Annotated in this window: 25 protein-coding genes; 19 read left to right on the top strand and 6 right to left on the bottom strand. The window is 39.1% G+C overall.

What is annotated here, in order from left to right:
* Nucleotides 1-6: 6 nt before the first annotated feature.
* From FFU37_RS10615 to FFU37_RS10585, 7 genes are all read left to right on the top strand, one after another.
* Entirely contained in the window at nt 7-1,041 is a 1,035-nt protein-coding gene (locus tag FFU37_RS10615; protein ID WP_138489453.1) for a sensor histidine kinase, read from the top strand.
* Nucleotides 1,038-1,739 carry a LytR/AlgR family response regulator transcription factor gene (locus FFU37_RS10610; RefSeq protein WP_138489452.1) on the top strand — a complete coding sequence of 234 codons (702 nt, stop codon included), beginning with the start codon at nt 1,038-1,040 and terminating at the stop codon, nt 1,737-1,739. Before FFU37_RS10615 ends, FFU37_RS10610 begins: the two co-directional genes overlap by 4 nt.
* 184 nt (nt 1,740-1,923) lie before the next feature.
* A complete protein-coding gene (gene pilV, locus FFU37_RS10605; RefSeq protein ID WP_024596572.1) occupies nt 1,924-2,484 on the top strand; it encodes a type IV pilus modification protein PilV in 561 nt (186 codons plus the stop codon).
* A 1-nt stretch (nt 2,485) separates the two neighbouring features.
* Nucleotides 2,486-3,463 carry a PilW family protein gene (locus FFU37_RS10600; protein ID WP_138489451.1) on the top strand — a complete coding sequence of 326 codons (978 nt, stop codon included), beginning with the start codon at nt 2,486-2,488 and terminating at the stop codon, nt 3,461-3,463.
* A complete protein-coding gene (locus tag FFU37_RS10595) occupies nt 3,451-3,954 on the top strand; it encodes a hypothetical protein (protein ID WP_024596574.1) in 504 nt (167 codons plus the stop codon). The genes FFU37_RS10600 and FFU37_RS10595 overlap by 13 nt, the downstream gene beginning before the upstream one ends.
* Nucleotide 3,955: 1 nt before the next feature.
* Nucleotides 3,956-7,177, top strand: coding sequence for a pilus assembly protein (locus FFU37_RS10590; protein ID WP_138489450.1), 3,222 nt, complete (start codon nt 3,956-3,958; stop codon nt 7,175-7,177).
* 9 nt (nt 7,178-7,186) lie between these two features.
* Nucleotides 7,187-7,603: a type IV pilin protein gene (locus tag FFU37_RS10585; RefSeq protein ID WP_024596576.1), complete on the top strand. Its 417-nt coding sequence runs from the start codon at nt 7,187-7,189 to the stop codon at nt 7,601-7,603.
* A gap of 6 nt (nt 7,604-7,609) precedes the next feature.
* Here FFU37_RS10585 and FFU37_RS10580 read toward each other — a convergent pair whose 3' ends face one another.
* Nucleotides 7,610-8,140 carry a GspH/FimT family pseudopilin gene (locus tag FFU37_RS10580; RefSeq protein WP_024596577.1) on the bottom strand — a complete coding sequence of 177 codons (531 nt, stop codon included), beginning with the start codon at nt 8,138-8,140 and terminating at the stop codon, nt 7,610-7,612.
* 79 nt (nt 8,141-8,219) lie between these two features.
* A complete protein-coding gene (locus FFU37_RS10575; protein WP_138489449.1) occupies nt 8,220-8,783 on the bottom strand; it encodes a GspH/FimT family pseudopilin in 564 nt (187 codons plus the stop codon).
* A 160-nt stretch (nt 8,784-8,943) separates the two neighbouring features.
* On the opposite strand from FFU37_RS10575, the gene glnB reads away from it, so the two are divergent.
* Nucleotides 8,944-9,282, top strand: coding sequence for a nitrogen regulatory protein P-II (gene glnB, locus FFU37_RS10570; RefSeq protein ID WP_002962211.1), 339 nt, complete (start codon nt 8,944-8,946; stop codon nt 9,280-9,282).
* 58 nt (nt 9,283-9,340) lie between these two features.
* Here the strand turns inward: glnB and FFU37_RS10565 are convergent, their stop codons facing one another.
* Complete coding sequence (locus FFU37_RS10565) at nt 9,341-10,105, bottom strand: outer membrane protein assembly factor BamD (protein WP_002962210.1); 765 nt, start codon at nt 10,103-10,105, stop codon at nt 9,341-9,343.
* A 141-nt stretch (nt 10,106-10,246) separates the two neighbouring features.
* On the opposite strand from FFU37_RS10565, the gene rluD reads away from it, so the two are divergent.
* The 3 genes from rluD (at nt 10,247) to clpB (ending at nt 14,628) form a co-directional block, all read left to right on the top strand.
* Nucleotides 10,247-11,224, top strand: coding sequence for a 23S rRNA pseudouridine(1911/1915/1917) synthase RluD (gene rluD / locus FFU37_RS10560; RefSeq protein WP_002962209.1), 978 nt, complete (start codon nt 10,247-10,249; stop codon nt 11,222-11,224).
* Complete coding sequence (gene pgeF, locus FFU37_RS10555; RefSeq protein ID WP_138489448.1) at nt 11,224-11,955, top strand: peptidoglycan editing factor PgeF; 732 nt, start codon at nt 11,224-11,226, stop codon at nt 11,953-11,955. The genes rluD and pgeF overlap by 1 nt, the downstream gene beginning before the upstream one ends.
* Before the next feature lie 96 nt (nt 11,956-12,051).
* Nucleotides 12,052-14,628 (top strand): ATP-dependent chaperone ClpB, encoded by a 2,577-nt coding sequence (gene clpB, locus FFU37_RS10550; RefSeq protein ID WP_138489447.1) that lies wholly within the window; start codon nt 12,052-12,054, stop codon nt 14,626-14,628.
* A gap of 51 nt (nt 14,629-14,679) precedes the next feature.
* Here the strand turns inward: clpB and FFU37_RS10545 are convergent, their stop codons facing one another.
* Nucleotides 14,680-16,227: a methyl-accepting chemotaxis protein gene (locus FFU37_RS10545; protein ID WP_138489446.1), complete on the bottom strand. Its 1,548-nt coding sequence runs from the start codon at nt 16,225-16,227 to the stop codon at nt 14,680-14,682.
* A 589-nt stretch (nt 16,228-16,816) separates the two neighbouring features.
* Here FFU37_RS10545 and gshA point away from each other — a divergent pair.
* The 3 genes from gshA to FFU37_RS10530 all read left to right on the top strand — a co-directional run bounded on the left by gshA (nt 16,817) and on the right by FFU37_RS10530 (nt 20,608).
* On the top strand, nt 16,817-18,394 hold the full coding sequence (gshA, locus tag FFU37_RS10540; protein WP_138489445.1) for a glutamate--cysteine ligase: 1,578 nt from the start codon (nt 16,817-16,819) through the stop codon (nt 18,392-18,394).
* 147 nt (nt 18,395-18,541) lie between these two features.
* The gene (locus tag FFU37_RS10535) at nt 18,542-19,153 is read left to right on the top strand and encodes a transglycosylase SLT domain-containing protein (protein ID WP_002962200.1); all 612 of its coding nucleotides are present in this window, start codon (nt 18,542-18,544) and stop codon (nt 19,151-19,153) included.
* A 126-nt stretch (nt 19,154-19,279) separates the two neighbouring features.
* Entirely contained in the window at nt 19,280-20,608 is a 1,329-nt protein-coding gene (locus tag FFU37_RS10530; protein WP_039588252.1) for an IS4 family transposase, read from the top strand.
* Between the two features lie 30 nt (nt 20,609-20,638).
* Here the strand turns inward: FFU37_RS10530 and FFU37_RS10525 are convergent, their stop codons facing one another.
* Together FFU37_RS10525 and FFU37_RS10520 are read right to left on the bottom strand one after the other, a co-directional pair.
* The gene (locus FFU37_RS10525; protein ID WP_002962198.1) at nt 20,639-21,907 is read right to left on the bottom strand and encodes an HlyC/CorC family transporter; all 1,269 of its coding nucleotides are present in this window, start codon (nt 21,905-21,907) and stop codon (nt 20,639-20,641) included.
* A gap of 61 nt (nt 21,908-21,968) precedes the next feature.
* On the bottom strand, nt 21,969-22,775 hold the full coding sequence (locus FFU37_RS10520) for a cytochrome C assembly family protein (protein ID WP_002962197.1): 807 nt from the start codon (nt 22,773-22,775) through the stop codon (nt 21,969-21,971).
* Between the two features lie 252 nt (nt 22,776-23,027).
* Here FFU37_RS10520 and ffh point away from each other — a divergent pair, with 252 nt between their 5' ends.
* The 5 genes from ffh (at nt 23,028) to rplS (ending at nt 26,630) form a co-directional block, all read left to right on the top strand.
* A complete protein-coding gene (ffh, locus tag FFU37_RS10515; protein ID WP_002962194.1) occupies nt 23,028-24,407 on the top strand; it encodes a signal recognition particle protein in 1,380 nt (459 codons plus the stop codon).
* A 260-nt stretch (nt 24,408-24,667) separates the two neighbouring features.
* A complete protein-coding gene (rpsP, locus tag FFU37_RS10510) occupies nt 24,668-24,916 on the top strand; it encodes a 30S ribosomal protein S16 (protein WP_002962192.1) in 249 nt (82 codons plus the stop codon).
* Between the two features lie 17 nt (nt 24,917-24,933).
* A complete protein-coding gene (gene rimM / locus FFU37_RS10505; RefSeq protein ID WP_024596584.1) occupies nt 24,934-25,470 on the top strand; it encodes a ribosome maturation factor RimM in 537 nt (178 codons plus the stop codon).
* Nucleotides 25,470-26,237 carry a tRNA (guanosine(37)-N1)-methyltransferase TrmD gene (gene trmD, locus FFU37_RS10500; protein ID WP_002962190.1) on the top strand — a complete coding sequence of 256 codons (768 nt, stop codon included), beginning with the start codon at nt 25,470-25,472 and terminating at the stop codon, nt 26,235-26,237. The genes rimM and trmD overlap by 1 nt, the downstream gene beginning before the upstream one ends.
* A 33-nt stretch (nt 26,238-26,270) precedes the next feature.
* Nucleotides 26,271-26,630, top strand: a complete 360-nt coding sequence (gene rplS / locus FFU37_RS10495) for a 50S ribosomal protein L19 (protein WP_002962189.1) — start codon at nt 26,271-26,273, stop codon at nt 26,628-26,630.
* Nucleotides 26,631-26,702 lie beyond the last annotated feature (72 nt).

The raw sequence follows: 26,702 nt of genomic DNA, 5'->3' as shown, positions 1-26,702 counted from the left end.
GTCGTTATGAGCAAGTCACTAAAAAATGATGGTTTGCTTTTTTCGGCTCTTTTTAATGAGCGAGGCGTACTAGCTTCGCTTATTGTTTCTCAAGTTATTGCTATTGTTTTAGCCTTTGCACCCAATGTAGAAGGAGATATTTGGCTTCGACTTGGGATCATCAGTTTATTTATGCATTTAATTGTTTTAGTCGGTACCTCTTCTTTATACTTTTGTAGATTTTTCTTACAAACGCGCACTCAAATTTTTCAGTTAAGTTTGTTTTTTATCTTTTTTTTATTATCTACATGCATTTTTAGTATTTTATTTTCCCATTTTGCTTTTGATATAGATGATACAGATAACTTAATTTATTTCACACTTCGTAATTGTATTATAGTGGCTTTATTGGCGGCTTTATTCGTCCAATTTTTATTAATTCATTTTGAAAAAGAGCAACAAACTAAAGCACTTTCTCGAGCTGAGCTTGATGCCTTGCAAGCTAGAATACGTCCTCATTTTTTATATAATAGTTTAAACACCGCTGCAGAGCTTACCCATCATGATGCCGATGCGGCAGAGCAGGCTATTTTAGCACTAGCCGCCTTATCGCAGGCTGCGATGCACTCAGGGAAAAATGTATCTCTTGACGATGAAGTAACGCTGAGTAAGCAATATATAGCACTTGAAACATGGCGTTTCGGTAATCGCTTAAGCGTTGATTGGCAAATACCCAATGAACTACCTGCATTGAACATTCCTTGTTTAACCCTGCAGCCATTAATTGAAAATGCAGTATGCCACGGTGTTGAAACAAGTGAGCATGGTGCAGAAATAAAAGTAGAGCTACATATAACTACCGGCTATATAACCATGATTGTTTCTAACCCTATAACAATTTCTAATGCTCAAACTAGGCCTAATAACGGCATGGCGCTTGAAAATATTCGCCAGCGATTAAATATTTATTATAAAAATAAAGCGCAGCTAACAATTACTAATAAAAATGATGTGTTTAGGGTCAAGGTCGTTATTCCTAAGTTAATTGAGGGCAGTGTATGAACGTACTCATTGTTGATGATGAACCTCTTGCGAGATCGCGCTTAATTCGTTTGTTGGCACATGATAAAAGCATAGTTGTACAAGGCGAGGCAAGTAATGGTAATGAAGCCCTAGTACTGGCTAAAAAGCAAACGCCGGATTTGATTTTTTTAGATGTTGATATGCCTGGTATGAATGGTTTACAAGTTGCTAATGAGCTCAATAGTTTAACTCTACCTCCTGCTATTGTTTTTATAACTGCTCACCCTGAGCATGCCTTCGATGCTTTACAATTAAGCGCTGCAGGCTATTTAGTTAAACCTATTTCAGAGCAATCATTGCAAAAGGTGCTTAAGCAAGTCGGGCGTTTAAATAAAGTACATATTCAAAAACAACAAAATGTAAAAATCTCTTATCAGCTAGCTGGTACTCTACGTAGTGTTGATATAAATGATGTTTTGTACTTTAGTGCAGAAGAAAAGTATACCAAAATGATATTCTGTGGTGGAGAAGCTTTACTTGAACAAAGTCTAAAACAATTAGAGTTACAATATCCTACACATATTTTGCGAATTCATCGCAATACATTGGTTAATAAACAAAAAGTAATTGCTTTGCATTCAAAAGCGAATGGCAATCATATGATTGAGCTACAAGGGTGCAGTGAGTTATTGCCAGTGAGCCGCCGTGAGCTTAAATTAGTAAAAAATTCGCTTTAGGCTTACCTTGCAATTACCTCCCCCTGATTTAAATATATTTGAGTCTTAATTATCAACGGTGTTATTGAATAAACAGGTTTAATTAACCGTTTATCAACAAATATAACCGCTTGTCTTAGTCCTCATTGATTCCTCAAATAAATAACATAAACTTATAATCAGATAATTTTTATTTGGTTTTATTATGCAATCACCTCACGTAAAAGTGCAAAGAGGCTTCACTCTGATTGAAGTGCTAATTGCATTTATTATTCTTAGTTTTGGCCTTTTAGGCGCAGTTGCTTTGCAAGCAAAAGCAAAGCAAGCAAGCTTTGATTCTATGCAGCGTGCTGCTGCAGTTGCACTTGGTAATGATATTGTGCAGCGTATCCGTGCTAACGATACCCCGCAAATAGCGAGCCTATATACCCAAACATTTAATAGCGAAGCCTCAACTAAAACCTCACAGACGTGTTTTACAAGCACTTGTAGCGCAGCGCAAGTTGCAGCCCTAGACCTTGAGCAATGGAAAAGAGCTATAAAAGCAAGGGAAAACACAGGCTCTTTAGATGACGCAACTGTATGTATTGCGGCTACTGCAGTTGCAGGTACAGGTGGTAAAGCATTTAATTTAGAGGTCGTTGTATCTTGGCAAGGGCGTCAAGAGTTTAATGCAAATAGTACGACTGGAGACATCAAGTGTGGAACGGCTGATAAAAAGCGCCGTTTAGTTGTTTTAACTAGTTATATTTACCTTAGGAGCTAACATGAAGCAAAAAGGTTTTACACTTGTAGAAATGATGATTTCATTATTTATTGGTGGGTTAATTTTAGGCGGCGTTATGTTTACCTATATAGGTATGAAAGTAACCACTAAAGATACGATGACTATTGGTGAACTTCAAGAATCAGGACGCCTTGCAATTAACATAATGCAACGTGATATTGAACAAATTGGCTTTTGGGGCACTTATTATGATGATTCTTTTACTTCGGTAAACACAGAAGCATTATCAAACCCGCTAAATGACTGTTTTGAAGGACTAAATAACGGTAGTTTTCCTGATTTGGCAACTGCGAGTAACTTTAGAACTATTTATGCGAAGGTTGCAGATGCTTCAAAAGAACTAAACTGCGTAACGAGTCCAGTAAAAGGTACCGATATTATTCAGTTAAAGTTTTTACAAGGTGATCAATTAACTGAAGCTGAGACTCAAACGAGTGAAAACTATTTCATAGCGGAGCAAGAGAGAGCCCAATTCAAGCGAGGTGAAATTACAGGAAGTTCTGTTAATGCCTCTATTTGGCCGTATAGCCATCATGTTTATTATATTTCAGAGCAAACATATAAAGTAAATAACAAGAACCTAACTGTACCTGCATTAATGAGAAAGCGCTTAGTTGGTGGGAATATCACCACAGAAACTATTATGGAAGGCGTTGAGAACATGCGGTTTGTTTTTGGTCTCGATACAAACAGCGACAATCGTGTAGATACATACCGAAGTATTAAAAGTATGGAGCACACTGATTGGGAAAATCGAAAGGGTATTTTAACAGTACAGGTATTTTTATTAATACGCGCATTGGAGCCAGACCCTGGGGTTAAAATTAAAAACCAAACTTACATATTAGGTGAAGATGAAGACAAGCGTGAATTGAAATTCACAGATAGTTTCAGACGCACAGTGTTTACCACGACTATTCGATTAAATAATGTTGGATCAAATTTATGGCGTATTTAAAACAATCACAGAAAAAGCAGCAGGGTGTAGTACTGATCACTGCTCTAATAATGGTAATTGCAGTGACGGGTATAGCGGTGACTCTTATGAGCAGTAGTAGTATTGATATTAAAATTACCAATGCAGCGCAAGAGCGTGAAGTGGCCGAAAATGAACTTATTGGCGAAGTACAGCGCATGATTTCTGATGAAGCAAATAAAGGTGCGAATAATCAGTTTTTTTTGAGTCCAGATGAAGTCACTTCGATTGCAGCCTCTGATAAAGAAGGCATGGTGATCGCAACACATGATGGTATGCAAAGCAAAATGGTTAATCTAAACAAAGGTGCGCTTGACCTAGAGTGTCCTCGACGCTTTAATTTTACAGCAGGTATATCGTGCAATATGTTACAGGTCGCCACGACAATAGAATATGGCTCTAAAAGTAAGCATGAACTAACCATTGTTACAGGTGTAGCGCAAGAAATGGCTAGCATAAGTAAGGGGATTTAATATGAAATTAAAATTAAACAAAGTGTTAGCCTCTTTACTTGGCTTAACAATAAGTGCGTCAGTTTATGCTGAAGATATAGAGCTTTATGTTAATCATGATGTGGATGTTGAAGAAAAGCCCCGAGTATTACTGATTTTTGATACATCAGGAAGCATGGCTTTTTCATCTTCAAGTGGTGGTAACTGTGGTTTTAATAATTTTTTAAACTTATATAATTTATGTATTGATAGCCGTCTTGCTGCTGCGCAGTTTGCGATGAATAAAGTCATTTCTGATAACGAAGATACTATCGACTTTGGTTTAATGCGCTTTAAAAGTACGACCGGTGGTTACATTGTTAACGGTGTTGGTAGTGATTCATCAGTTGTACGTTCGTCGGTTGCATCTTTACCTGCAGATGGTGGAACCCCGCTTACTGAGACTCTATGGGAAGCTTATTTATATATTACAGGGCAAAAAGTTCAATATGGCTTAGAGGCCACAATTCTTGAACGTGATACGAGTGTCGAGTTAAGAACTGGAAGTGAGTTTACACAGCTTGAATGTGGTTGGGTTAGAAATAGAGGCCGCTGGAGTTATGAGTGTGAAAATGTAACTACAAATAATTATGAGTATACTTACATATCGCCTTTTGCAGATAGCACCGCTGAGGCTAAGCGCTGCGACAACTCGATAAATATCATTTATATGACCGATGGCGACCCATCTGGTGATAATGATAGTGACAGCCAAATTAGTGCAGAGCATGAGAAGTACTTTGGGGAAGGATTAAACTGGAATACGGATAGTTACTACAGTAGTTACCTACACCAAATGGCTAAAATTATTCATGGTACAAGCGACACTACTGTTGATTTATACCCATCGACTCCCGATATTCATGAAACAGGCCGTTTATATACTATCGGTTTTGGCTCTGGTATGAGTGCGAGCGGACAAGAGCTTTTACGCAGAGCTGCTTCTTTAGGTGGTGGTGAAAACTTGCCCGCAAGTACGCCAGATGAGCTTTCTGAATCATTAAACAGTGCAATTTCTCGTATTCGTGAAGTAAATGATAGCTTTTCATCTCCCTCTGTTGCTAGTAACAACGTAGATCAAACCCGTAGTCGAGATGCTATTTATTTTGCAATGTTTTACCCAGAGACAAATACCCGCTGGGGCGGTAACTTAAAAAAGTTAAAGGTATCGGGTAGTAACATAGTTGATTCAGCAGGCAATGTAGCGCTTGATTCTAATGGTTTGATAGACACTGATGCAAAAACATTTTGGCTTCCTGATGGTAAGTCAGCAGATGGGAACTTAGTAGCACAAGGTGGCGTTAATTATCAACTAAGTACCTTAACAGGAACCAACGCAGAAGAACGAAGAACACTATATACAGATAAACAAGGCGATATAGTACGATTTACTACATCGATTGTTAGTGACATTCTTGATTTAATAACTAATAACCCAATTAGCTTATCTAGTTCAGATATTAAATGGGCTATGGGTATTGATGTTGATGATGAAGATAACGATAACGATACCACGGATCAAAGAGATGATATTTTTGGTGATCCTCTGCATTCAAAGCCTGTTGCGCTTGATTACGGTAATGATGATATTCGTATTCTTATTGGTACCAATGCTGGCTTTTTGCATATGTTTAAAGACGATGATACAAATAATGAAGTATCTGAAAGCTGGGCATTTATACCCTCAGATCTGTACAGCATTATTCAACCGCTGCGCAACAAAGAAACGGGTAAAAAATATGGTATGGATGGTCCAATCAGCGTTTATTTTAATAATAAAAACTTAAATAGCGATGGTTTAAACGACGGGATTATTGATGCGAGTGGTGATGATGAAGTATGGGCTTTTGCAGGGATGCGTCGAGGTGGTAAAAACTACTACGCACTGGATATAACAAATCCCGATCAGCCTAAAAAACTATGGAGCGCACCAATAGAAGGCGGAAAAGGTGATTTTAAAGAGCTTGCGCAAACATGGTCAAAACCGCAAATAGCCTACATTAAAGCATTTGGTGACAAGCCTTTATTAATTTTTGGTGCTGGGTACGATACAAACAAAGATGCGGTGATTAAAAGTGAAGATAGTACAGGGCGAGGTATTTACATTGTTGAAGCAGAAACAGGTAAAAGAGTATGGGCATTAACACCCGATATTAATGGCTTTAAAGGTAAGCATAGTATTGCTGCAGATATTACCACGCTTGACTCAGATTATGATGGATATATAGACCGAATTTATGCGGCAGATACTGGTGGAGATATTTGGCGTATAGATATGCCAGGCACTAGTACTAGTGAATTTAGTCACTTTAAATTAGCTGAGCTTGGCAGTAATAAAGCAACTGAGGACAGACGCTTTTTTTACAAACCACTCGTTGCACGAACCATTTATAGTAAAGTAAGCGAGACAACAGTTGATGGTAGTACCGTTATAACACGCTTAGATACGCCGTATGATGCAATAGTTATTGGTAGTGGTAACCGCTCAAAACCAACCGGTACCAATGAAAAAGATCAACTGTTTATGATCAGAGATGAAAATACAGTTACTAAATCATATAAAACGAATGCACCGGATACTATTGTACCTGCTGATTTGATGCAAATGAATTCAGACCCATTTGGTAATGCTCTAGATGACGTTGATGATTTTGTTGACTTAGAAGTCGACTTGGCTAAATTTAATGGTTGGAGATATGAGTTAGGAACGGGTGAAAAATCACTAGCTGCTGCTACAGTTGTTGGAGGTGTTGCTTATTTTACAAGTTTCACACCTGCATCAGATACATCGACTGAAAACCAATGTTCACTAAGTGGTGGTGGTGGTTCTTTATACGCATTTCACCTACATTATGGTACGAAAGTGTATGACGACCTTAAATTTACAACCAGCTATGATGTACCAGATACACCTCAGTTATACTTTGGCGAAGGCCCTTCATGCGTAGATGGTAATGGAGATGGTAAGTGTGATGACAACCCAACAGTTGACGTAACACAAGAAAGTCAGTTTTATCTAATTGGGCCGGGTATCAAAGGTGAAAATGCTGAAAACCCAATGAAGCCTGTTGAGATAAAGGGCCCTGGCTTAACAATTGTTGATGGTAAAGTTGTATTGGTTAATGACAATGCAGTAGGGTTTGGCTTTAAAACTCAACAAACATATATCTATAAACGTGAAGAAAATGACGAAGTTAATAATTAAGGAAATTAAATGAAGAAACAACATGGGTTTACCTTAATTGAGCTGATGATAGCGGTTGCAATTGTAGGCATACTTGCTTCAATTGCATTGCCCAATTATACAGAATATGTAAAGCGTGCTTCGCGCGCTGAAGCTGCTGCAGCATTGTTAGATGCTGCAAATAAAGAGGAGCAATATTTTGTAGATAATCGTGAGTATACGCAATCCTTTACTGACTTAGGGCTACAAAGTAAAACCGAAAATGGTCACTTTGAACTATCTATCAGCGTAGTTGATAGTAATACCTTCACTATTACAGCTAAGCCTATAGACGGTGCTGTAAAAGGAGATACTGATTGTAAAGAGCTTTCAATCACTGATATTGGTCTCAAAGGTGCAAAAGGGTCTAAAGGAGACACCGATATTGGTTATTGCTGGGGTCGATAGCCTAGATTACTTCTTCTGGCACTTATCAGTTGATTTAATACGTATTCTGCCAGTTTGACTTACTGATAAGGCCAACCCCTCGAGGTTGGCCTTATTGCTGTTGGGGCAATATATAAAAGTACCATTTTGAAAACCATTCAAAGAACCATCAGGACGAAACGTAATTGCGCTGCGAGGGTATTTAAGACTGTCAGCTTCATGGATCTCCTCAAAAGTACTCAAGAGTAGTTCATCATCATCTAACGAGGTTGATTTATCTTTGTCGATAAAGAGTGACATTTGGCCATTCCACTCGTCTTTAGTACATTGACTGTCTTTTAGTGCACATAGCGTGACGTAAGTAGTATTTTCAATGGCATATAAACGGCCATAATTTATATTTCGGTGTAGGAGGTTTACGTGGTTATCTAAGCGGTTTTTAGCTAAAAAATCTGGGTAAAACCACATAGATAATTGGCTGATAATACTGACAACAGCCATAGATACCATTAATTCGAGAAGTGTTACTCCCTTACTTTTTGATATTGATAATCTCATCCTTGAAGACCTGAGTTAATAAATGATTAACTCAGTCTAGTAAATGATACAAATATGACAAGATATAATTGTACGTTTTTTAATCACACTTTTCAGTGGTGTCACCAAGGTAAAAAGCAGTACCAGATACTGATACATTCAGCGCTTTATTGTTTTCATTGTCATTATTGGGGCAGTATACAAAGCCAGCAAAGTTACCGCTGGTGTTTAGGTTTGTTGTAATGCGCCCACTAGTATTAAAGCGAAGGCTACTATCACCAGTAAATTTAACCTTGTCTATACTATTTATCTGCTCCATGGTGCGTAAAATAGTATCTTTTTTCCAGTTATATATTCCGTTATTATTAGTATCTACAAAGAGAGTTATGATTGAATCCTCCCCCCATGAACTTTGACATTTAAAGTATCGATTAATCTCAACTTTACTTATAGGAGCAGGGCATATGATAACAATTTCATCCGTACTTGCAGCTTGAGCACGGGCGTAGCTAATATTTCTTTTTAATTCCAACAAAAAATTCTCAGCTCTATTTTCTTCTAGCATATCGCTGCTATTCCAAATCGCAATTGATGCAATAATGCCAACGATAGCTACGGTTACCATGAGTTCTAAAAGGGTGAACCCGTTTTGTTTGTTTTTCATATTAATCTCATTTACTGCTAGTCATTTAAGTATAGCTATTTTTATATAATAAATTATACCACGATCGGTTGTTTTATCACCGTAATTCAATCGCTTTGTTTGCTATGAACATCATGATTGTCTAAAATCGAGGCAACTGAAGCTTTCAAAAGTAATTAATATGAAAAAAATAGAAGCAATTATTAAACCTTTTAAGTTAGATGATGTGCGTGAAGCGTTGTCTGATGTAGGTATTACGGGGATGACGGTAAGCGAAGTTAAAGGCTTTGGGCGTCAAAAAGGTCACACTGAGCTATATCGTGGCGCAGAGTATATGGTCGATTTTTTACCTAAAGTAAAACTTGATATTGTATTGACTGATGAAGATGTAGACCGTGCAATTGAAGTAATAGTAAAAACGGCGCAAACAGGAAAAATCGGTGATGGTAAAATATTTGTCACAGATGTTGAGCGTGTAATACGTATTCGTACTGCAGAGGAAGATGAAGAAGCGATTTAAGCTTGTTTTTCTATGTAGTAAAAAGGCGCTTAGTAAGCGCCTTTTTTATTTAGTGCTTTTATTTAGTTCTTTTATTTAGTTTTCGTGTTTGCTTTGCGTGCTCACTAAGCTCAGTTAAACCTAATTGGTCGTAACTTTTCTCCATCATTTCAAGCGCGGGATCTAAGTAACTGCTTTGTGAATAATGCTCAACAACAAACTTACCTCTATTAGCGGCAGCTAAATAAGCTTCACGTTCGTAATAGTAAGTTGCTACTTTTAATTCATAACGTGCCATGCGGTTTAAAAGCCACACTAAACGACGCTTAGCTTCAGGCGCGTAATCACTTTTTGGAAAACGTTTTACTAATGTCGATAAATCTGTAAATGCAACACGAGTACGGTTAGCATCACGGTCGGCTCTATCTACACCAAAGTACTCTTGGAACGCATTTTTATCTGCTTTAATGTTTACTAAACCACGCATGTAATACATGTAGTCTAAGTCTTTATGATTTGGGTTTAAGCGAATAAAGCGGTCAATGGTTGCAAGCGCTTGTTCAGTATTACCTGATTGATAATGTGCATAGACTAAGTCCATTTGTACTTGCTTAGAGAATGGGCCAAACGGGTAGCGAGAGTCTATTGCACTCAAAAGTTCAATTGCACGAGCATATAAACCAGAATCTAGCGTTTCTTTTGCATCTTCATATAAAGCGTGTGCAGACTTATTCGGTACACGTTGAATGTCTTCTTGGTCTGGAGCAGACGAACAAGCGCCTAAACTAAGTACAGAAACTGAAAAAACAATGGCAAATGCACGTTTCCCTATTTTATTTATCATTTTATTTGTTACCTTCGATGTCTTCGGCTAGGCCAAGTCGGTAAAACCGAGTAAACTATGCGTATTATATTATGCTTTTATTAAAAGCGATTCTAACCCAGTCGAGCAAAGCTTGCACTGGTAAATTGGGTAAAGTTACTAATGTCAGAGCAAATTTCTCTTCAAGCCGACGTTCCAACCGAATTAGGTGGTAAACGTCTAGACCAAGTATTAGCACAATTGTTCCCTGATTATTCACGTTCTCGTATAAAAACGTGGATTTTGGATGATAAAATCACTGTAGACGGTGAAATTTTCAACACTCCACGCGAAAAGCTACTAGGTGGTGAAGTTGTAAGTGTTGAAACAACAATTGAAGCACCACGCGAATATGAAGCACAAGATATCAAATTAAACATTGTTTATGAAGACGATGATATTTTGGTAATTAATAAACCAATGGGCCTAGTGGTTCACCCAGGTGCGGGTAACCCTAATGGAACAGTGTTAAACGCATTGCTACATTACTACCCTGAAATAATTAACGTGCCACGCGCAGGTATTGTGCATCGTTTAGATAAAGACACGACCGGTTTAATGGTTGTAGCTAAAACGATTCCAGCACAAACGCATTTAGTAACAGCGCTGCAAAAGCGTGAAAACTTTACGCGTGAATATGAAGCACTGTGTAATGGTACTATGACTGCAGGTGGTATGGTTGAAAAAGCGATTGGCCGTCATCCTACTCAGCGTACGCATATGGCCGTACATGAACTGGGTAAACCGGCAATTACACATTATCGTGTTGCTGAAAAATTTCGTGCTCATACTCGTTTACGTCTGCGCCTAGAAACAGGCCGTACTCACCAGATTCGTGTCCACATGGCGCATTTAAATCATCCGCTAATTGGCGATCAATCTTATGGCGGCCGTCCGCGTCCACCTAAAGGTGCAACACCTGAGTTATTTGAGTTACTTCGTAGCTTTAGACGCCAAGCACTACATGCTGTAAAATTGAGCATTGCGCATCCAATCACGGGTGAAATGATGACATGGCAAGCACCTATCCCTGATGATATGGTTGCTATGACACATGCACTACGTGAAGATACTAAAGCTAATCCTGATATCGATAGATAATGCACTTATTGTCAGCGACATGGCAAAACCTTCATAAAGTAGGAACGTTAAGTACTACTTGTGGAGGTGGTGTTTCAAAAACCCCATTTAAAAGTTTCAATTTGGGATACCATGTTGGAGATAATCAAGATCATGTATCAAAAAACCGCTCACTATTAACCAAACACTTACCTAAACCTGCCGTGTGGCTAAATCAAGTTCATAGCTCTGATGTTGTTATTGTTGATGAACATTTTGACTCTAATAAGTTACACAATGCTGATGCGCTTTATACTCAGTTATTAAATCAGCCTTTGGCTATAATGACTGCCGATTGCTTACCTATTTTATTAGTGAGTGACGATGAGAAGGAAGTTGCAGCTATACATGGCGGCTGGCGAGGGCTTGAGCAGGGAATTATTAAAAATACTTTAGAATGTTTTAGCTCAAAGTATGAAAATATAAATGCTTGGCTAGGGCCTGCAATTGGGCCAACTCAATTTGAGGTTGGGGCTGAAGTGCTTGAGTTATTTCAAAAAAGGTCTTCTTCATTTATTCAAGCATTTACACCACAAGCTAATGGCAAATATCTTGCTGATATTTATGGCATTGCGCGTACTTTACTTACCCAGCAAGGCGTTAAAAATATTACAGGCGGCGACTATTGTACAGTCTCTCAAAGTGACTTATTTTTTTCTTATCGACGGGATGGACAAACCGGACGTATGGCAAGTTTGATCTGGCGCAAGTAATTAGCACCTTTAGCTATTATATTTCTCTCTACACCTTGAACAAACACCTAAACATACCCATTAATTAAGCAATTAGATTATTTAATAGGTAACACCATGCGTTTAGATAGATTTACAAGTAAATTTCAATCTGCGCTTTCTGATGCGCAATCGCTAGCCCTTGGCCGCGACCATCAATTTATTGAACCCGTACATTTAATGTACTCATTACTGCAGCAAAGCGGCTCCAGTGTGCGTGCGTTATTTGCCCAAACGGGGGTCAGCGCAGATGAACTTAACACCAAGCTTTCTCAAGAAATAGAAAAACTATTTAAAGTAGAAGGCGTAGGTGGCGACGTGCAGCTATCAAATAATATGGCTTCACTTATTAACCTATGTGACAAGTATGCGCAAAAACGCAAAGACAAATACATATCAAGTGAATTGTTTGTACTGGCAGCATGCGACGATAAAGGTCCACTTGGCGATATATTCAGATCGTTAAATATTACCTCCACTAAAATTGAAACCGCAATTAAAGCGATTCGCGGTGGTCAAAAAGTTGATGACCCAAATGCCGAAGAAACACGCCAAGCGCTTGAAAAGTACACGATTGATCTAACTGAGCGAGCAGAGCAAGGTAAGCTTGACCCTGTTATTGGTCGTGATGACGAAATTCGCCGCACGATTCAAGTACTACAACGCCGTACTAAAAATAACCCTGTATTAATCGGTGAGCCAGGTGTTGGTAAAACAGCAATAGCAGAAGGTTTAGCACAGCGTATTATTAATGGTGAAGTACCTGAAGGATTAAAAAACAAACGTGTTTTATCGCTTGATTTAGGAGCACTAGTTGCGGGCGCTAAATATCGCGGTGAATTTGAAGAGCGTTTAAAATCAGTGTTAAACGAATTGGCTAAAGAAGAAGGCCAAGTCATTTTATTTATTGATGAAATACACACTATTGTGGGTGCAGGCAAAAGTGATGGCGCAATGGATGCGGGTAATATGCTAAAACCAGCTTTAGCACGCGGTGAGTTACACTGTGTTGGCGCAACCACGCTTGATGAATACCGTAAATATATAGAGAAAGACGCAGCACTTGAGCGTCGATTCCAAAAGGTACTCATTGAAGAGCCGTCGGTTGAAGATACCATTGCAATATTGCGTGGCTTAAAAGAGCGATATGAGCTACATCATTCAGTAGAAATTACTGATCCCGCGATTGTTGCTGCGGCGCAGTTATCTCACCGCTACATTAGCGATCGTCAGTTACCAGATAAAGCAATTGATTTAATAGACGAAGCGGGTTCTTCGATTCGATTACAAATTGATTCAAAACCAGAGTCGTTAGATAAGCTTGAGCGTCGTATTATCCAATTAAAATTAGAAGATAATGCACTTGCTAAAGAAAAAGATGAGGCGAGTCAAAAGCGTCGCACCGAAATGCAAGAGTTGATCACCGACCTTGATGGGCAATATCGTGAGCTAGACGAAATTTGGAATGCTGAAAAAGCATCGCTTCAAGGTACACAAGTAATTAAAGCCGAGCTTGAACAAGCAAGATTAGATTTAGATGTAGCGCGAAGAGCAAGTGATTTACAGCGTATGTCAGAGCTGCAATATGGGCGAATTCCAGAGCTTGAACGAAAACTTGATTTAGCCTCACAAGCCGAAATGCAAGAAATGACTCTGCTTAAAAACCAAGTAGGTGAGGATGAAATTGCTGAAATTTTATCTCGCTGGACAGGTATTCCTGTTGCAAGAATGCTACAAGGTGAGCGTGAAAAGCTGCTGCAAATGGAAGATAAGTTACACAGTAAAGTAATAGGGCAAGATGAAGCGGTCGTTGCTGTTGCTAACGCAATAAGACGCTCACGTGCAGGACTTGCAGATCCTAATCGCCCAATTGGTTCTTTCTTGTTTTTAGGTCCAACTGGTGTGGGTAAAACCGAGCTTACAAAAGCACTGGCTGGTTTTATGTTTGATACCGAAGATGCCATGGTGCGTATCGACATGTCTGAGTTTATGGAAAAGCACTCAGTTGCACGCCTAGTGGGCGCACCTCCAGGTTATGTGGGTTATGAAGAGGGCGGTTATTTAACAGAAGCTGTTCGTCGTAAACCTTACTCAGTTATATTGCTTGATGAAATAGAAAAAGCACACCCAGATGTGTTTAACATTTTACTGCAAGTGTTAGATGATGGCCGATTAACTGACGGACAAGGTAGAACCGTTGATTTTAAAAATACGGTTATTATCATGACATCAAATTTAGGCTCAGATATTATCCAAGAACAAGCGGGTAATAATGACTATACGACCCTTAAAGCTAAAGTAATGGAAGTATTGATTAATGAGTTTAGACCTGAGTTTATTAACCGTATTGACGAGACTGTTGTATTCCACCCGTTAGCAAACGAGCATATAAAAGAAATAGCTGATATTCAGTTAATGAAATTACGTGAGCGTTTAACAGAGATGGGGTATCTGCTTGAAATAAGCGATGCTGCACTTGAGCGAATTGCAGCAAGTGGGTTTGATCCTGTGTACGGTGCACGCCCGCTTAAGCGTGCTATTCAGCAAACGATTGAAAATCCGCTAGCACAAAAGCTACTTAATGGGGACTACATACCAGGTAGCGTGATTGTTATTGATGCAAATGACGACGCTTTGATATTTACCAAACGCTGATTGTAAATAATTAAACTCTAAAGCCGCTAAAATAGCGGCTTTTTATGTTTGTTAAACTTTAAAAGTTAGTAATAAATCGTTCACTCTACGTGAGCCTTCAACAAGCTCAGCTGCACCTTTTGCCACATTAAAGCTTAAACTTAAGTTGTTATCGCCAAAGTCTTTAATTTGCGAAACATTATTACTAATGTCGTTACTAACCATTTGTTGCTCTTCTGCAGCGGATGATATTTGTATTGCCAAGTGAGATATTTCACTGATTTGGATAAAAATACCCTCTAATTCAACTTGGGTTTTATCGGTTGTCAAAACACAGTTATCGGCTTGTGCTTTAGTGCTTTGCATTACTTTGGACCAGCTAAATAAAGTGTCTTGTATTTCTTTAATAGAACTATGGATTTGTGTCGTAGCATTTTGAGTGCGTGACGAAAGAGTCCTTACCTCATCTGCGACTACTGCAAAGCCTCGACCATGTTCTCCCGCTCTAGCTGCTTCAATCGCTGCATTAAGAGCAAGTAAGTTAGTTTGATCGGCAATTCCCTCTATTTCACTCATTACCTTACCAATTTTATCTGCTTCAGTGGCTAAGCTGGTGGCTGTATTTGCTGCTTGTTCTACTTGAGAAGCTAAGTCAGATACCATTTTACTATTATCTGCAATGTGGTCTTTTATCTCTGAGCAACTTTGATGGGTGTTATTCACTTTATCAGCTGTTTGAGCGGTATTTACTGATATTTCACCAATGGTAGAACTCATTTGAGTCATCGCTGATGCAATTTGTTCTAAACGCTCACCTTGCGAAGAAATGCCTTTTTCGGTGAGTGTTGATTGTTTGTCTAAATCAGTCGCGATGCCATTAAAGCTTAATGTTGAGTCTTTCATACGGCCAAGAACTGTGCGCAATTTTGCACTTAGCATTTGCTCTCTATAATCACTTACACTGTGCGGTGTATGGCCGCTGTAAATATAACGAGAGATTGAATCGGCTTTTGCTTTTTGTTCGCGTAATATTTTAGGGGTAACAATGAGTTCGTCATAATTTAGCACAATAACTAAAGCACAAATAAATAGGCTAATTGCAGCAATGGTGATTGATGCCGCGACAGCAATAAAAATCAGCCAAAATAATAGACTTATAAAAGTAAGGCTTTGTCGTATTGTGGTGTGTTCTCGTAGTTTAAATAATGACTTGTTGGTATTTATTTTGTTGTAAAGTGTTTGTGCACGTTGCTTAAGTTGAGAGCTTGCTTTGGTTCTTACAGATTGATAACCAACAAGTCGGCCATGTTCAAAAATGGGGGTTACAAAGGCATCTACCCAGTAATAGCGGCCATCTTTACAGCGGTTTTTAACCATACCGCGCCACGAGTGTTCTTGTTTTAATGTTGCCCACATTTCTTTAAAGGCTGCTTTTGGCATATCAGGGTGGCGAACAATATTATGATGCTGACCGATAAGCTCTTGTGCGCTATATCCTGCTACAGCACAAAACGCTTGATTGACGTATGTTATTACACCTTTAAGATCAGTAGTGGAAACCAGCTCTTGTGATTCATCAAAGTATACTTCTTCATTTTTTAAGCTTTTATCATTGTGCATTGTATTTATTATCATCCTTTATTGTTGCAGTCATTATATTGCTTACACTCTACAAAGCAAAAAATAGCGTCCTTCCTTCTATGCTCATAAGACAAATAATTGTATTTATTGATCTAGATCAAGTTTAAATACGGGACAGCTAAATTGAACTGATTTTGCATAAGTTCCGGTCTATTACTTTAAGCTGATATTTTACTTATTTGATTTATAATTAAATACGTATTTAAAGCATTTGTATAATGCACATAGCAATGGCAATATTACGACTTAATATAATGATGTTGGTCATATTAAGCGCATGTATAGAGTGGGGAAATAATTATTAAATTTGAAAAGTTATATAGTTCTTAGCAATTTATACCAGTTGCATTAAATAAGTGATCTATTATAGCGCTAAGAAAATAGCACAATAGCAAGGCGAAAATTATGACATATAGTTGTTCTATATGAGTAATTTTTAACGCAGTGAGTGCGCTATTTAATGCGATAGAATGATCATATTTTCAATAAAAATTGGTATTAATCTTGAGTCTAAGTAATTAGTCCCCATAACCTTATGATTAAGCCACGTGGCCCGAGGAAAGATTTTTTGACAACACATGATTTAGCTAGCGCACTTGAAGCGTTATCAGTAAATGAGCACCAACATGCAGTTAAAGGCATTAAACGTGGCATAGAGCGAGAGTCGCTAAGAATACAAGAGAATGGTGCTATATCACCTAAAGGTCATCCAAAAGGGGTGGGCAGTGCGTTAACTAATGGCCATATCACAACTGATTTTTCTGAATCTTTACTTGAATTTATTACTCCAGTTAGTGAGTCGTCAACGCAAACTCTTAAGCAATTAAAAGATCTTCAAAAGTTCACTCTAGAAAAGATGGACGATGAACTGCTTTGGCCTATTAGTATGCCATGCTTTATTGAACACCAAGATGATATTGTTTTAGCTCAATTTGGTAGTTCAAATACTGGTCAAATGAAAACACTATACCGTGAAGGGTTAAAAAATCGTTACGGAAGTATGATGCAAGCAATTGCAGGTGTTCACTTTAATATTTCATTCCCAGATACGCTTTGGCAATCGCTTCATTCGTTACAAAAAAGCAATGCAAGCCTTCAAGATTTTATTTCAGAAGGTTATTTAGCGCTTATTCGTAACTTTAAACGCGAACTATGGCTAATAAGTTACATGTTTGGTGCATCGCCAGCATTGTGTAACTCATTTTTACAAGGTCGAAAAACCGATTTACCATTTAAAAAACTAGGTAAAGGTACGCTTTACTTAGAAGTTGGTACGGCACTGCGTTTAGGAAATTTAGGTTATACGAATAGCGCTCAGTCGTCACTACGCGTAATGTATAACTCGTTAGATGAATATGTAGCAGGCCTTAAAAAAGCAATCAACACACCATCAGAAATTTATGGTGATCTTGATGACTATAAGAGTGAAAACCCTAAGCAGTTAAATAAAAATATTCTGCAGATTGAAAACGAATTTTACTCGCCAATTCGTCCTAAGCGTAATGCTAAAAGTGGCGAAACGCCAACGGATGCACTGCTTCGAGCAGGCATTGAATACGTAGAAATTCGCGCATTAGACGTTAATCCGTTTAGCGAAGTTGGTATTGATATTGAGCAAATTCACTTTTTAGATGTGTTTTTAACGTATTGTTTATTAAAAGATTCAGCTCCAATGGATTGGAAAGAACAAGCACGCAGTACTGAAAACCTCGACACAGTAGTCAATCAAGGTCGAGAAGAAGGGCTAATGCTTAACTTTAATAACACACGGCGTAGTCTTCAGTCGTGGGGCGATGAAATATTTGCACAGCTCACTGATGTCGCTAAATGGATGGATAATGCTTATGGTGTTAATTATTACTCCGATACTATAAAGCGCATGGCAACATGGGTGCATAATCCAGAGCTTACTTATTCTGGACGTTACGTGTCGCAATTAAAAGAGTCTGGTTTAGACAACGGTCACTTTGCACTAGCACTGGCTAATAAATACAAACAAAGCCACGCTGACACTGATTACAGTGAGTTTTTAAAGCCTTGGCTGGAACAACAAGTTGTAGAGTCTAACGAAGCACAAACTGCAATTGAGCAAGCAGATACTCAGTCATTTACCGCCTTTTTAGATGCGTATTTTGGCGGTAAATAATCTTAATACTTAGTAAAATTTAAGCAAAAAAAACGCAGCCTAAGTAGGCTGCGTAAATATATATTCAGGGATGAACTAATGCTGTACTGCTGCATTCATTGAGTCAGACCCACACTTTTTAGAAAAGTTCTGTGAGATCTTAGAAAAATGAAAAAAAATGCAATTATTTTATCTCTTGCCATTACTTTAGCTGGTTGTGCAACAGCGCCTCCAAAGCAACCTAACGATCTATGTAAAATCTTTGAAGAAAAACCTGATTGGTATTTTGACGCAAAAGATGCGCAAGAAAAATGGGGTTCTCCTAAGCATGTACTCATGAGTATGATGTACCAGGAAAGCTCTTTTAAGCATGATGCTGCTCCGCCTATGGAGTACTTCTTATGGATAATTCCAACCGGTCGCGCAAGTGATGCTTATGGTTACTCACAGGCTAAAACACCAACATGGTCAGATTATATTCGTGAAACAGGCAACAATGGTGCTGATAGAGACGACTTTGACGATGCAATCGACTTTATGGCGTGGTTTGTTTATAAAACGCATAAAGTAAATAAAATCTCTAAATGGGATGCTTACGCACAATACCTTAATTATCATGAAGGTTGGGGTGGCTATAAGCGTGGCACATATAAAAAGAAAAAGTGGTTAATGGGTGTAGCAAACAAAGTTAAACACAGAGCGAGCCGTTATGGCGCGCAATTAAAGCGCTGTGAAGACGAGCTTGATAAAGGTTGGTTTGAACGTCTTATATTTGGCTAGAGAGTTATTAATGGATATAAAAAAGGAGCCAATCGGCTAATGCCGATCAGTTAAGAAAATGACCGGTTGACCGATCCAAACGATCATGCAAAATCCGTAGTTAGGAAACTAACTACGGATTTTTTTGTGAATATAGAACAAGCACTGCAAGCAACACTTGAAGAAAGCAGCCGATACCATACCTTTGAAAAATTATCAGAAATTCTTGACCCTGAAATCATTGAACAAGGTTTTCAACAAGCAGGGATTGCAACCGTTCGTAAGCGAAGATTACCGCTTGAAGCCGTTTTGTGGTCAGTTATTGGCATGGCATTGTTTCGAAAAGAATCAGTTTGGAATATCGCTAATAAGCTAGATATCATGTTACCTGGCAAGAACCAACTCGTTGCTCCAAGTGCGATGGTACAGGCTAGACAAAGGTTAGGTGATGATTCCGTTAAACACGTTTTCAATAAATCTGCTCAATCAATGTATAAGCAACAGTCATTCGAAACATGGAATGGTTTGAACCTATTAGCTGTTGACGGTGTTGTGTGGCGAACAGCCGACACGCCTGATAATCGTAAAGCCTTCTCTTCAGGTAGCAACCAATACGGTGATACAGCCTTTCCTCAAATACGCATGGTCTGTCATATGGAATTGACCAGCCATCAACTTCTCAGTAGCGAGTTTGATAACTATAAAACCAACGAGATGAAATTAGCTGAGCGTTTAATTGAACGTACACCAGATAATTCACTGACTATGTTTGATAAAGGATATTATTCTTTAGGCCTGTTAAACCGTTGGCATCAAACTGGGGAGATGAGGCACTGGCTGATACCAGCAAGGCCCGACTTACAGTATGAAATCATCTCCAGCGCGGGTAAAAATGACCATATCATTGAATTGAAAACCACAAAGCATGCACAAAAAAACTTTCCCGATGTTCCTGAAACGATTAAAGCGAGATTAATCAGCAAAACAATAAAGGGCAAAAGCTACCGTATATTAACCTCGATGACGGATAGATTGCGTTATCCAGGTAATGAAATTGTTGAATTATATTGTCATCGTTGGGAGATAGAACTTGGGTTTAGAGAAATCAAACAAACCATGCTTGATAGCGCATACCATTTAAGAAGTAAGCGTCCAGACATGGTGCGTCAGGAGCTATGGGCCGTGTTACTCGCCTATAATTTAATACGAAGAATAATGACGATGGCGGCGACAGTCACAGGGATATGGCCTAACCAGCTTAGTTTCTCTAGCAGTTCGATGGCTGTCATTCAGTATTTCTCGTCAGTATCTATAATGAGCCCAGGGAACATTCCAATACACTGGCAGCACTTACTCGATACACTGGTCTTATTTAAGCTTCCAGCTAGACGAGAGGATAGAAGATATCCCCGATGGGTTAAGCCAAAACCATCTAAGTATCCCCATAAAAAGAAAGATGCCAGTCAGCTTAACTGACTGGCATTAGCCAATCGGCTCCTTTTTTACTTAGCGAGAACGCTTATTAGGCTGAATCTTCACCTGTTTTATCATATTCTCTTTTACTTCGAGTACTTCAATAGGGTAGCCCGCAATACGTAGACTAATATTTGCATCGGGAATATCTTCCAAGTATTCAACAATTAAACCACTCAAAGTTTTTGGGCCGTCTAGTGGGAAATCCCAACCCATCTCTTTATTTAAATCGCGTACGTTAGCGCCGCCATCTACAATACAAGAGCCATCAGTTTGAGTTTCTACTTCTTCGCTTGGCGTACGAGTTTGTGTAGTTGTAAAATCGCCAACAACTTCTTCTAAAATATCTTCAAGCGTTACTAAACCTTGAATATCGCCATACTCGTCTACTACTAATCCAATACGCTCTTTAGACTGCTGAAACTTTAACAGCTGAGTGTTAAGTGATGTTCCCTCTGGGATAAAGTAAATTTCGCGTACAGCACGCAGCAACGATGGTTTATCAAATTGCTCTTTTGTAAGTAGACGAAGTGCATCTCGAGAGTGAATAAAGCCTACTGCGTCATCTATATTGTCGCGATACAACAACACGCGAGTATGTTGTGCATGGGTAAGCTGACGACTAATTAGTTTCCAATCATCATTAATATCAATAGCCACAATTTCGTTGCGTGGGATCATGATATCTTCAACGGTTACTTGCTCTAAATCTAAAATTGAGGTCAGCATACTTTGATGGCGAGCAGGGATAAGTGCGCCTGACTCATTGAGCACTGTTTTTAATTCTTCTTTGCTCATGCTGTGCTCGTCGATTTGAGCGGCACTAATACCAAATAACCGCAATATCCCGTTGGTCATCCAGTTAACGATAACAACAAAAGGAAAAAGAATTTTTAGTAACCCTTTAAGTATTATTGAGCTTGGAAAAGCAACTTTTTCAGGATAGAGGGCAGCAAGAGTTTTAGGTGTTACTTCGGCAAATATAAGCACGACTAAAGTTAACACACCCGTAGCGATAGCAATACCAAGGTCACCGTAAAGGCGAATACCTATAATGGTAGCAACTTGAGCTGCAGCTATATTGACAAGATTATTGCCAATTAAGATTAAACCGATGAGCCTATCTGGACGGCTAAGTAATTTACTGACTCGTTTAGCTGCACGATGATCCTCTTTAGCGAGGTGTCGCAGGCGTATACGATTGATTGACATAATTCCGGTTTCTGAACCAGAAAAATAAGCAGAAAAAAGCACCAAAAAACCTAAAATGATAAATAGGGTACTTGTCGATATGTCGTCCAACGATGGATCCTTTTCTTATAAATCAATGCGTATTAAGCTAGAGTGAGCAAGCAGAGTCAAGTTAAAACTTATTTAGTATCACTTCTTGTATGAAACGGCTGCCAAAATATGCGAGTGTGAGGACAAATGCAGCGACCATGATCGTAATAACCACAGGTTTACCGCGCCAACCCTTTTTCATATGCCCGATGGCTACAATGGCAAAAATAGCCCACGCAACTAACGACAATATCGTTTTATGAATGAACTCTTTAGCAAACATCCCATCAAGAAATACAAACCCCGAGAGTAATGCGAACGTGAGTAATATGGTGCCTAAATTAAGGAGTTGGTAAAGCTGGCGCTCAACAACCATCAAAGGCGGAAGGTGACTATGCACAATTGCTAAATCTTTACGTTTTAAACGTTTATCAATAAAGTAGAACTGTACACCATATAAAGTAGCAATAATTAAAATACAGTAGGCCAATAGGGATAAGGAAATGTGTGTTACTAAGCCAACCTCAATATTAATGCTTTGCAGTAAAATATGATGAGGAATAAACAAACTGGCAATTGTAAGTAAAGCACCAAAACCATAAACAACGGGCAATAATAAAGTGGCAGGGAACTTTAGCGACACAGCTGTTACTGAAACTACAATAACCCAGCATGTTAAAAGGGAGACGTTTACAATACTTAAGTCTTGACCGTCGGATCTAAAAACAGAGTTAACTAACAGCAGCATATGCGCCACTATAGCAACCGTGCTCAATATGACGGTTACCTTTTGGCTAGGGCCTTGTTGATGAAACAGGCGTGAGAGCACGTGAGACGTTGCTAACACATAAAATAAACTGGCAATAATAGTTAAACTAATAATCAGCATTGTGCTTGGGCCACTTAATTTGAGACAAAATAATCCTTGTTGTTATATAGCCATTGTATTTTATAGCAAAGCAAATGCATAGACCTTAAAAAAAGAAACTCAACAAGGTGCACTTGAACACTGTATTGTAAGACGCCATATACGGTATACTACTTTTAATTGAAACTTAATAAGTCAATCCTGGTTAATTGAAAATCAAACTAACCGTAAAATTTTAATGGATTGATATAAACGTCTTATCGGAACCGTTACATGTTTGAGAACCTCCAAGAACGATTAGGTAAAACCTTAAAAAATATCAGTGGCCGTGGCCGTCTGACTGAAGACAACATAAAAGACACACTTCGCGAAGTGCGTATGGCATTTTTAGAAGCCGATGTGGCACTGCCTGTTGTTCGCGAGTTTGTAAAACAAGTTAAAGAACGTGCAGTTGGGGTTGAAGTTACAAAAAGCTTAAGCCCAGGCCAAGTATTTATAAAAATAGTGCGTGAAGAACTAGAAAAAGCAATGGGTGAGGCCAATGAAGAGCTAAGCCTAAATGCACAACCGCCAGCCGTTGTTATGGTAGCGGGTCTGCAAGGTGCGGGTAAAACCACCAGTGTAGCTAAGCTTGCTAAGTTTTTAAAAGAACGCAAAAAGAAATCAGTGCTTGTAGTAAGTGCCGATGTTTATCGCCCCGCTGCGATTAAGCAGCTAGAAACGCTTGCTACAGAAGTTGACGTTGATTTCTTTCCAAGTGATATTTCGCAAAAGCCAGTGGATATTGCAAACGCTGCAATTTCTCATGCTAAAAAGAAATTTATAGATGTAGTACTTGTTGATACCGCAGGTCGTTTACATGTTGACAGCAACATGATGGACGAGATTAAAGATCTTCACAAAGCAATCAACCCAATTGAAACTTTATTCGTTGTTGATGCAATGACGGGTCAAGATGCGGCAAATACAGCTAAAGCATTTGACGAAGCCCTGCCACTAACCGGTGTAATATTAACAAAAACCGATGGTGATGCACGTGGTGGTGCTGCTTTATCTATTCGTCATATTACAGGCAAACCAATTAAATTTATGGGTGTGGGTGAGCGTACTGACGCACTTGAGCCTTTTCATCCAGACCGTATAGCGTCGCGTATTTTAGGTATGGGTGATGTACTTTCATTAATCGAAGAAGTCGAAATGAAAGTAGATAAAGAGCAAGCTGCCAAAGTTGCTGAAAAAGTATTTAAAGGTGCCGGTTTTACCCTTGACGACTTTGCTGATCAATTAAAGCAAATGAAAAACATGGGTGGGATGATGTCGATGCTTGATAAGCTCCCTGGTATGTCTAACTTACCAGATGCTGTTAAAGGTCAAATGGGTGATAAAACATTTATCCAAATGGAAGCTATTATTAGCTCTATGACTAAAAAAGAGCGTGCACGCCCAGAAATCATTAAAGGTTCGCGTAAAAAACGCATAGCAGCTGGCTCTGGTACACAAGTACAAGAGATTAATAAGTTGCTTAAGCAGTTTACGCAAATGCAAAAAATGATGAAAAAGATGAAAGGTAAAGGCGGCATGACTAAAATGATGCGCGGTATGAAAGGCATGTTACCACCTGGAATGATGGGTGGCGGTGGTCCTAAGTTTTAAAAAATACTTTTGAGTTATTTTTTAAAATAATAGCGAATCATATTTAAAGGAGCAAATAGCTCCTTTTTTGTTGAATAAATTATGCATGTAATACACCTTTAACCCTAATTTGTCGTTGAGATCACGGTTTAACCTACTAAACTGTCTTTTTGCTTCACTTCTTACTTGCGTTATTGCCAAAAACTCGTACAATTCCCCAGCTCCCCATTCTGGGGAGTAAATCTTATTAATGAAAACAGTCAATCTTTATAGAGGACGGTATGGTAACTATTCGTTTGCAACGTGGTGGCGCTAAAAAACGCCCTTTCTATCAAATTGTGGTTGCGGATAGCCGTTTCTCGCGTGACGGTCGCTTCATCGAGAAAGTAGGCTTTTTTAACCCAATTGCTTCAGGTCAAGAAGAAAAAATTCGTTTAGATTTACCACGTGTTGAACACTGGGTAGGTCAGGGCGCATCTCTTTCAGATCGCGTAGCTAAGTTAGTAAAAGACGCTCGTAAAGCGGCTTAATAGGCGTAAGTGTAACCATGAGTCAAGAGAACACCTCATCAATAATTGTCGTAGGAAAGCTCGGTGCCCCATATGGTATAAAGGGCTGGCTTAAGGTACATTCATTTACTGATGATCCCGTAGGGATCTTCGATTTCAGCCCGTGGTTGATAGGGCAGCAAGGTAAATGGCAGTCCTTAGAAGTGGTCGACTGGCGTCGCCACAACAAAGGCTTTATCGCTAAATTTGCGCAGATAAACGACCGAGACGAAGCAATGGCTTATACCCATGCTGAAATCTCAATGGATGCAGCGCATTTACCAGAACTTCCGCAAGGTGAGTTCTATTGGCGAGATCTCATTGGCATGTCTGTTGTAACCGATAAAGGTTATAGCTTAGGCATTGTTGATGACCTTATGGAGACAGGGTCAAATGACGTACTAGTTGTGAAAGCAAATAGTAAAGACGCATTTGGTCAAGCTGAACGTTTGATTCCTTTTTTAACTGATTCAGTTATTAAAGAAGTTAAATACGACGCAAGAGAAATTACCGTAGATTGGGATCCAGGGTTTTAATGACGCAAACTAGTTCATTATGGGTAGGGGTGATAAGCCTTTTTCCAGACATGTTTGACGCTATTACAGACCAAGGTGTTACCGGTCGCGCAGTAAAAAATGGTTTAATTGATTTTAACTGTTGGAATCCGCGAGACTACGCTTTAGATAAGCATAGAACCGTAGATGACCGTCCTTACGGGGGCGGACCAGGTATGTTAATGATGGTTGAGCCATTAAAAAAAGCGATTGCCGAAGCTAAAAAAGCAGCTGGTGATGGCGCTAAAGTAATTTATATGTCCCCGCAAGGGCGCAAACTTGATCAGCAGGGCGCTAGCGAACTCGCTAACTCTAATAAACTGATTTTGATTGCCGGTCGCTATGAAGGTATAGATGAGAGAATAATAGAATCATATGTTGACGAAGAATGGTCAATTGGTGATTTTATTTTGAGTGGTGGTGAACTACCTGCCATGACATTAATTGACGCAGTAGCGCGATTAGTGCCAGGTGTGTTAGGTCATAACCAGTCAGCAGAACAAGATTCGTTTTCGGATGGCTTGTTAGATTGTCCACACTATACACGACCAGAAACATTGGACGACAAACAGGTTCCTGCTGTATTACTCAGTGGAAACCACCAAGAGATAGCAAAGTGGCGGCTTAAGCAGTCATTAGGTAGAACTTGGTTACGACGTCCTGACTTGTTGCATAACCTAGCTCTGACTGAGGAGCAAGCGGTATTACTCGCAGAATTTCAGCAAGAGTACCAAAAAGCTTGTGGCTAGAAGACAGTTACACCTAGGAAAGTGAGAAACATAATGGCAAAAGTAAACCAAAATATTATTAAAGCGCTTGAAGATGAGCAGCTTAAAACAGACGTACCTGCATTTGGCCCTGGTGATACAGTGGTTGTACAGGTAAAAGTAAAAGAAGGTGCTAAAGAGCGTCTACAGGCCTTTGAAGGTGTTGTAATCGCTAAGCGTAATCGTGGTCTTCACTCAGCATTCACAGTTCGTAAAATTTCGAACGGTGAAGGTGTTGAGCGTGTATTCCAAACGCACAGCCCTCTTATTGATAGCGTAGCAGTTAAGCGTCGCGGTGCAGTTCGCCGTGCTAAGCTTTACTACCTACGTGAGCGTTCTGGTAAATCTGCACGTATTAGAGAAAAACTTAACTAATACGCGCTGTTTATCAACGCAAAAAAACGGGTTGCATCCTTCGGGTTGCAACCCGTTTTGGTTTTAGAATAT

Source organism: Pseudoalteromonas distincta, assembly GCF_005877035.1.
Taxonomy (GTDB): domain Bacteria; phylum Pseudomonadota; class Gammaproteobacteria; order Enterobacterales; family Alteromonadaceae; genus Pseudoalteromonas; species Pseudoalteromonas distincta.
This window is presented reverse-complemented; position numbering and strand designations above follow the sequence as displayed.

What these genes read in the sequence shown, in the direction of transcription:
- FFU37_RS10615 (WP_138489453.1), top strand. Translation starts at nt 7, where the DNA reads ATGAGCAAGTCACTAAAAAATGATGGTTTGCTTTTTTCGGCTCTTTTT.
- FFU37_RS10610 (WP_138489452.1), top strand. Translation starts at nt 1,038, where the DNA reads ATGAACGTACTCATTGTTGATGATGAACCTCTTGCGAGATCGCGCTTA.
- pilV (WP_024596572.1), top strand. Translation starts at nt 1,924, where the DNA reads ATGCAATCACCTCACGTAAAAGTGCAAAGAGGCTTCACTCTGATTGAA.
- FFU37_RS10600 (WP_138489451.1), top strand. Translation starts at nt 2,486, where the DNA reads ATGAAGCAAAAAGGTTTTACACTTGTAGAAATGATGATTTCATTATTT.
- FFU37_RS10595 (WP_024596574.1), top strand. Translation starts at nt 3,451, where the DNA reads ATGGCGTATTTAAAACAATCACAGAAAAAGCAGCAGGGTGTAGTACTG.
- FFU37_RS10590 (WP_138489450.1), top strand. Translation starts at nt 3,956, where the DNA reads ATGAAATTAAAATTAAACAAAGTGTTAGCCTCTTTACTTGGCTTAACA.
- FFU37_RS10585 (WP_024596576.1), top strand. Translation starts at nt 7,187, where the DNA reads ATGAAGAAACAACATGGGTTTACCTTAATTGAGCTGATGATAGCGGTT.
- FFU37_RS10580 (WP_024596577.1), bottom strand. Translation starts at nt 8,140, where the DNA reads ATGAGATTATCAATATCAAAAAGTAAGGGAGTAACACTTCTCGAATTA.
- FFU37_RS10575 (WP_138489449.1), bottom strand. Translation starts at nt 8,783, where the DNA reads ATGAAAAACAAACAAAACGGGTTCACCCTTTTAGAACTCATGGTAACC.
- glnB (WP_002962211.1), top strand. Translation starts at nt 8,944, where the DNA reads ATGAAAAAAATAGAAGCAATTATTAAACCTTTTAAGTTAGATGATGTG.
- FFU37_RS10565 (WP_002962210.1), bottom strand. Translation starts at nt 10,105, where the DNA reads ATGATAAATAAAATAGGGAAACGTGCATTTGCCATTGTTTTTTCAGTT.
- rluD (WP_002962209.1), top strand. Translation starts at nt 10,247, where the DNA reads ATGTCAGAGCAAATTTCTCTTCAAGCCGACGTTCCAACCGAATTAGGT.
- pgeF (WP_138489448.1), top strand. Translation starts at nt 11,224, where the DNA reads ATGCACTTATTGTCAGCGACATGGCAAAACCTTCATAAAGTAGGAACG.
- clpB (WP_138489447.1), top strand. Translation starts at nt 12,052, where the DNA reads ATGCGTTTAGATAGATTTACAAGTAAATTTCAATCTGCGCTTTCTGAT.
- FFU37_RS10545 (WP_138489446.1), bottom strand. Translation starts at nt 16,227, where the DNA reads ATGCACAATGATAAAAGCTTAAAAAATGAAGAAGTATACTTTGATGAA.
- FFU37_RS10535 (WP_002962200.1), top strand. Translation starts at nt 18,542, where the DNA reads ATGAAAAAAAATGCAATTATTTTATCTCTTGCCATTACTTTAGCTGGT.
- FFU37_RS10520 (WP_002962197.1), bottom strand. Translation starts at nt 22,775, where the DNA reads ATGCTGATTATTAGTTTAACTATTATTGCCAGTTTATTTTATGTGTTA.
- ffh (WP_002962194.1), top strand. Translation starts at nt 23,028, where the DNA reads ATGTTTGAGAACCTCCAAGAACGATTAGGTAAAACCTTAAAAAATATC.
- rpsP (WP_002962192.1), top strand. Translation starts at nt 24,668, where the DNA reads ATGGTAACTATTCGTTTGCAACGTGGTGGCGCTAAAAAACGCCCTTTC.
- rimM (WP_024596584.1), top strand. Translation starts at nt 24,934, where the DNA reads ATGAGTCAAGAGAACACCTCATCAATAATTGTCGTAGGAAAGCTCGGT.
- trmD (WP_002962190.1), top strand. Translation starts at nt 25,470, where the DNA reads ATGACGCAAACTAGTTCATTATGGGTAGGGGTGATAAGCCTTTTTCCA.
- rplS (WP_002962189.1), top strand. Translation starts at nt 26,271, where the DNA reads ATGGCAAAAGTAAACCAAAATATTATTAAAGCGCTTGAAGATGAGCAG.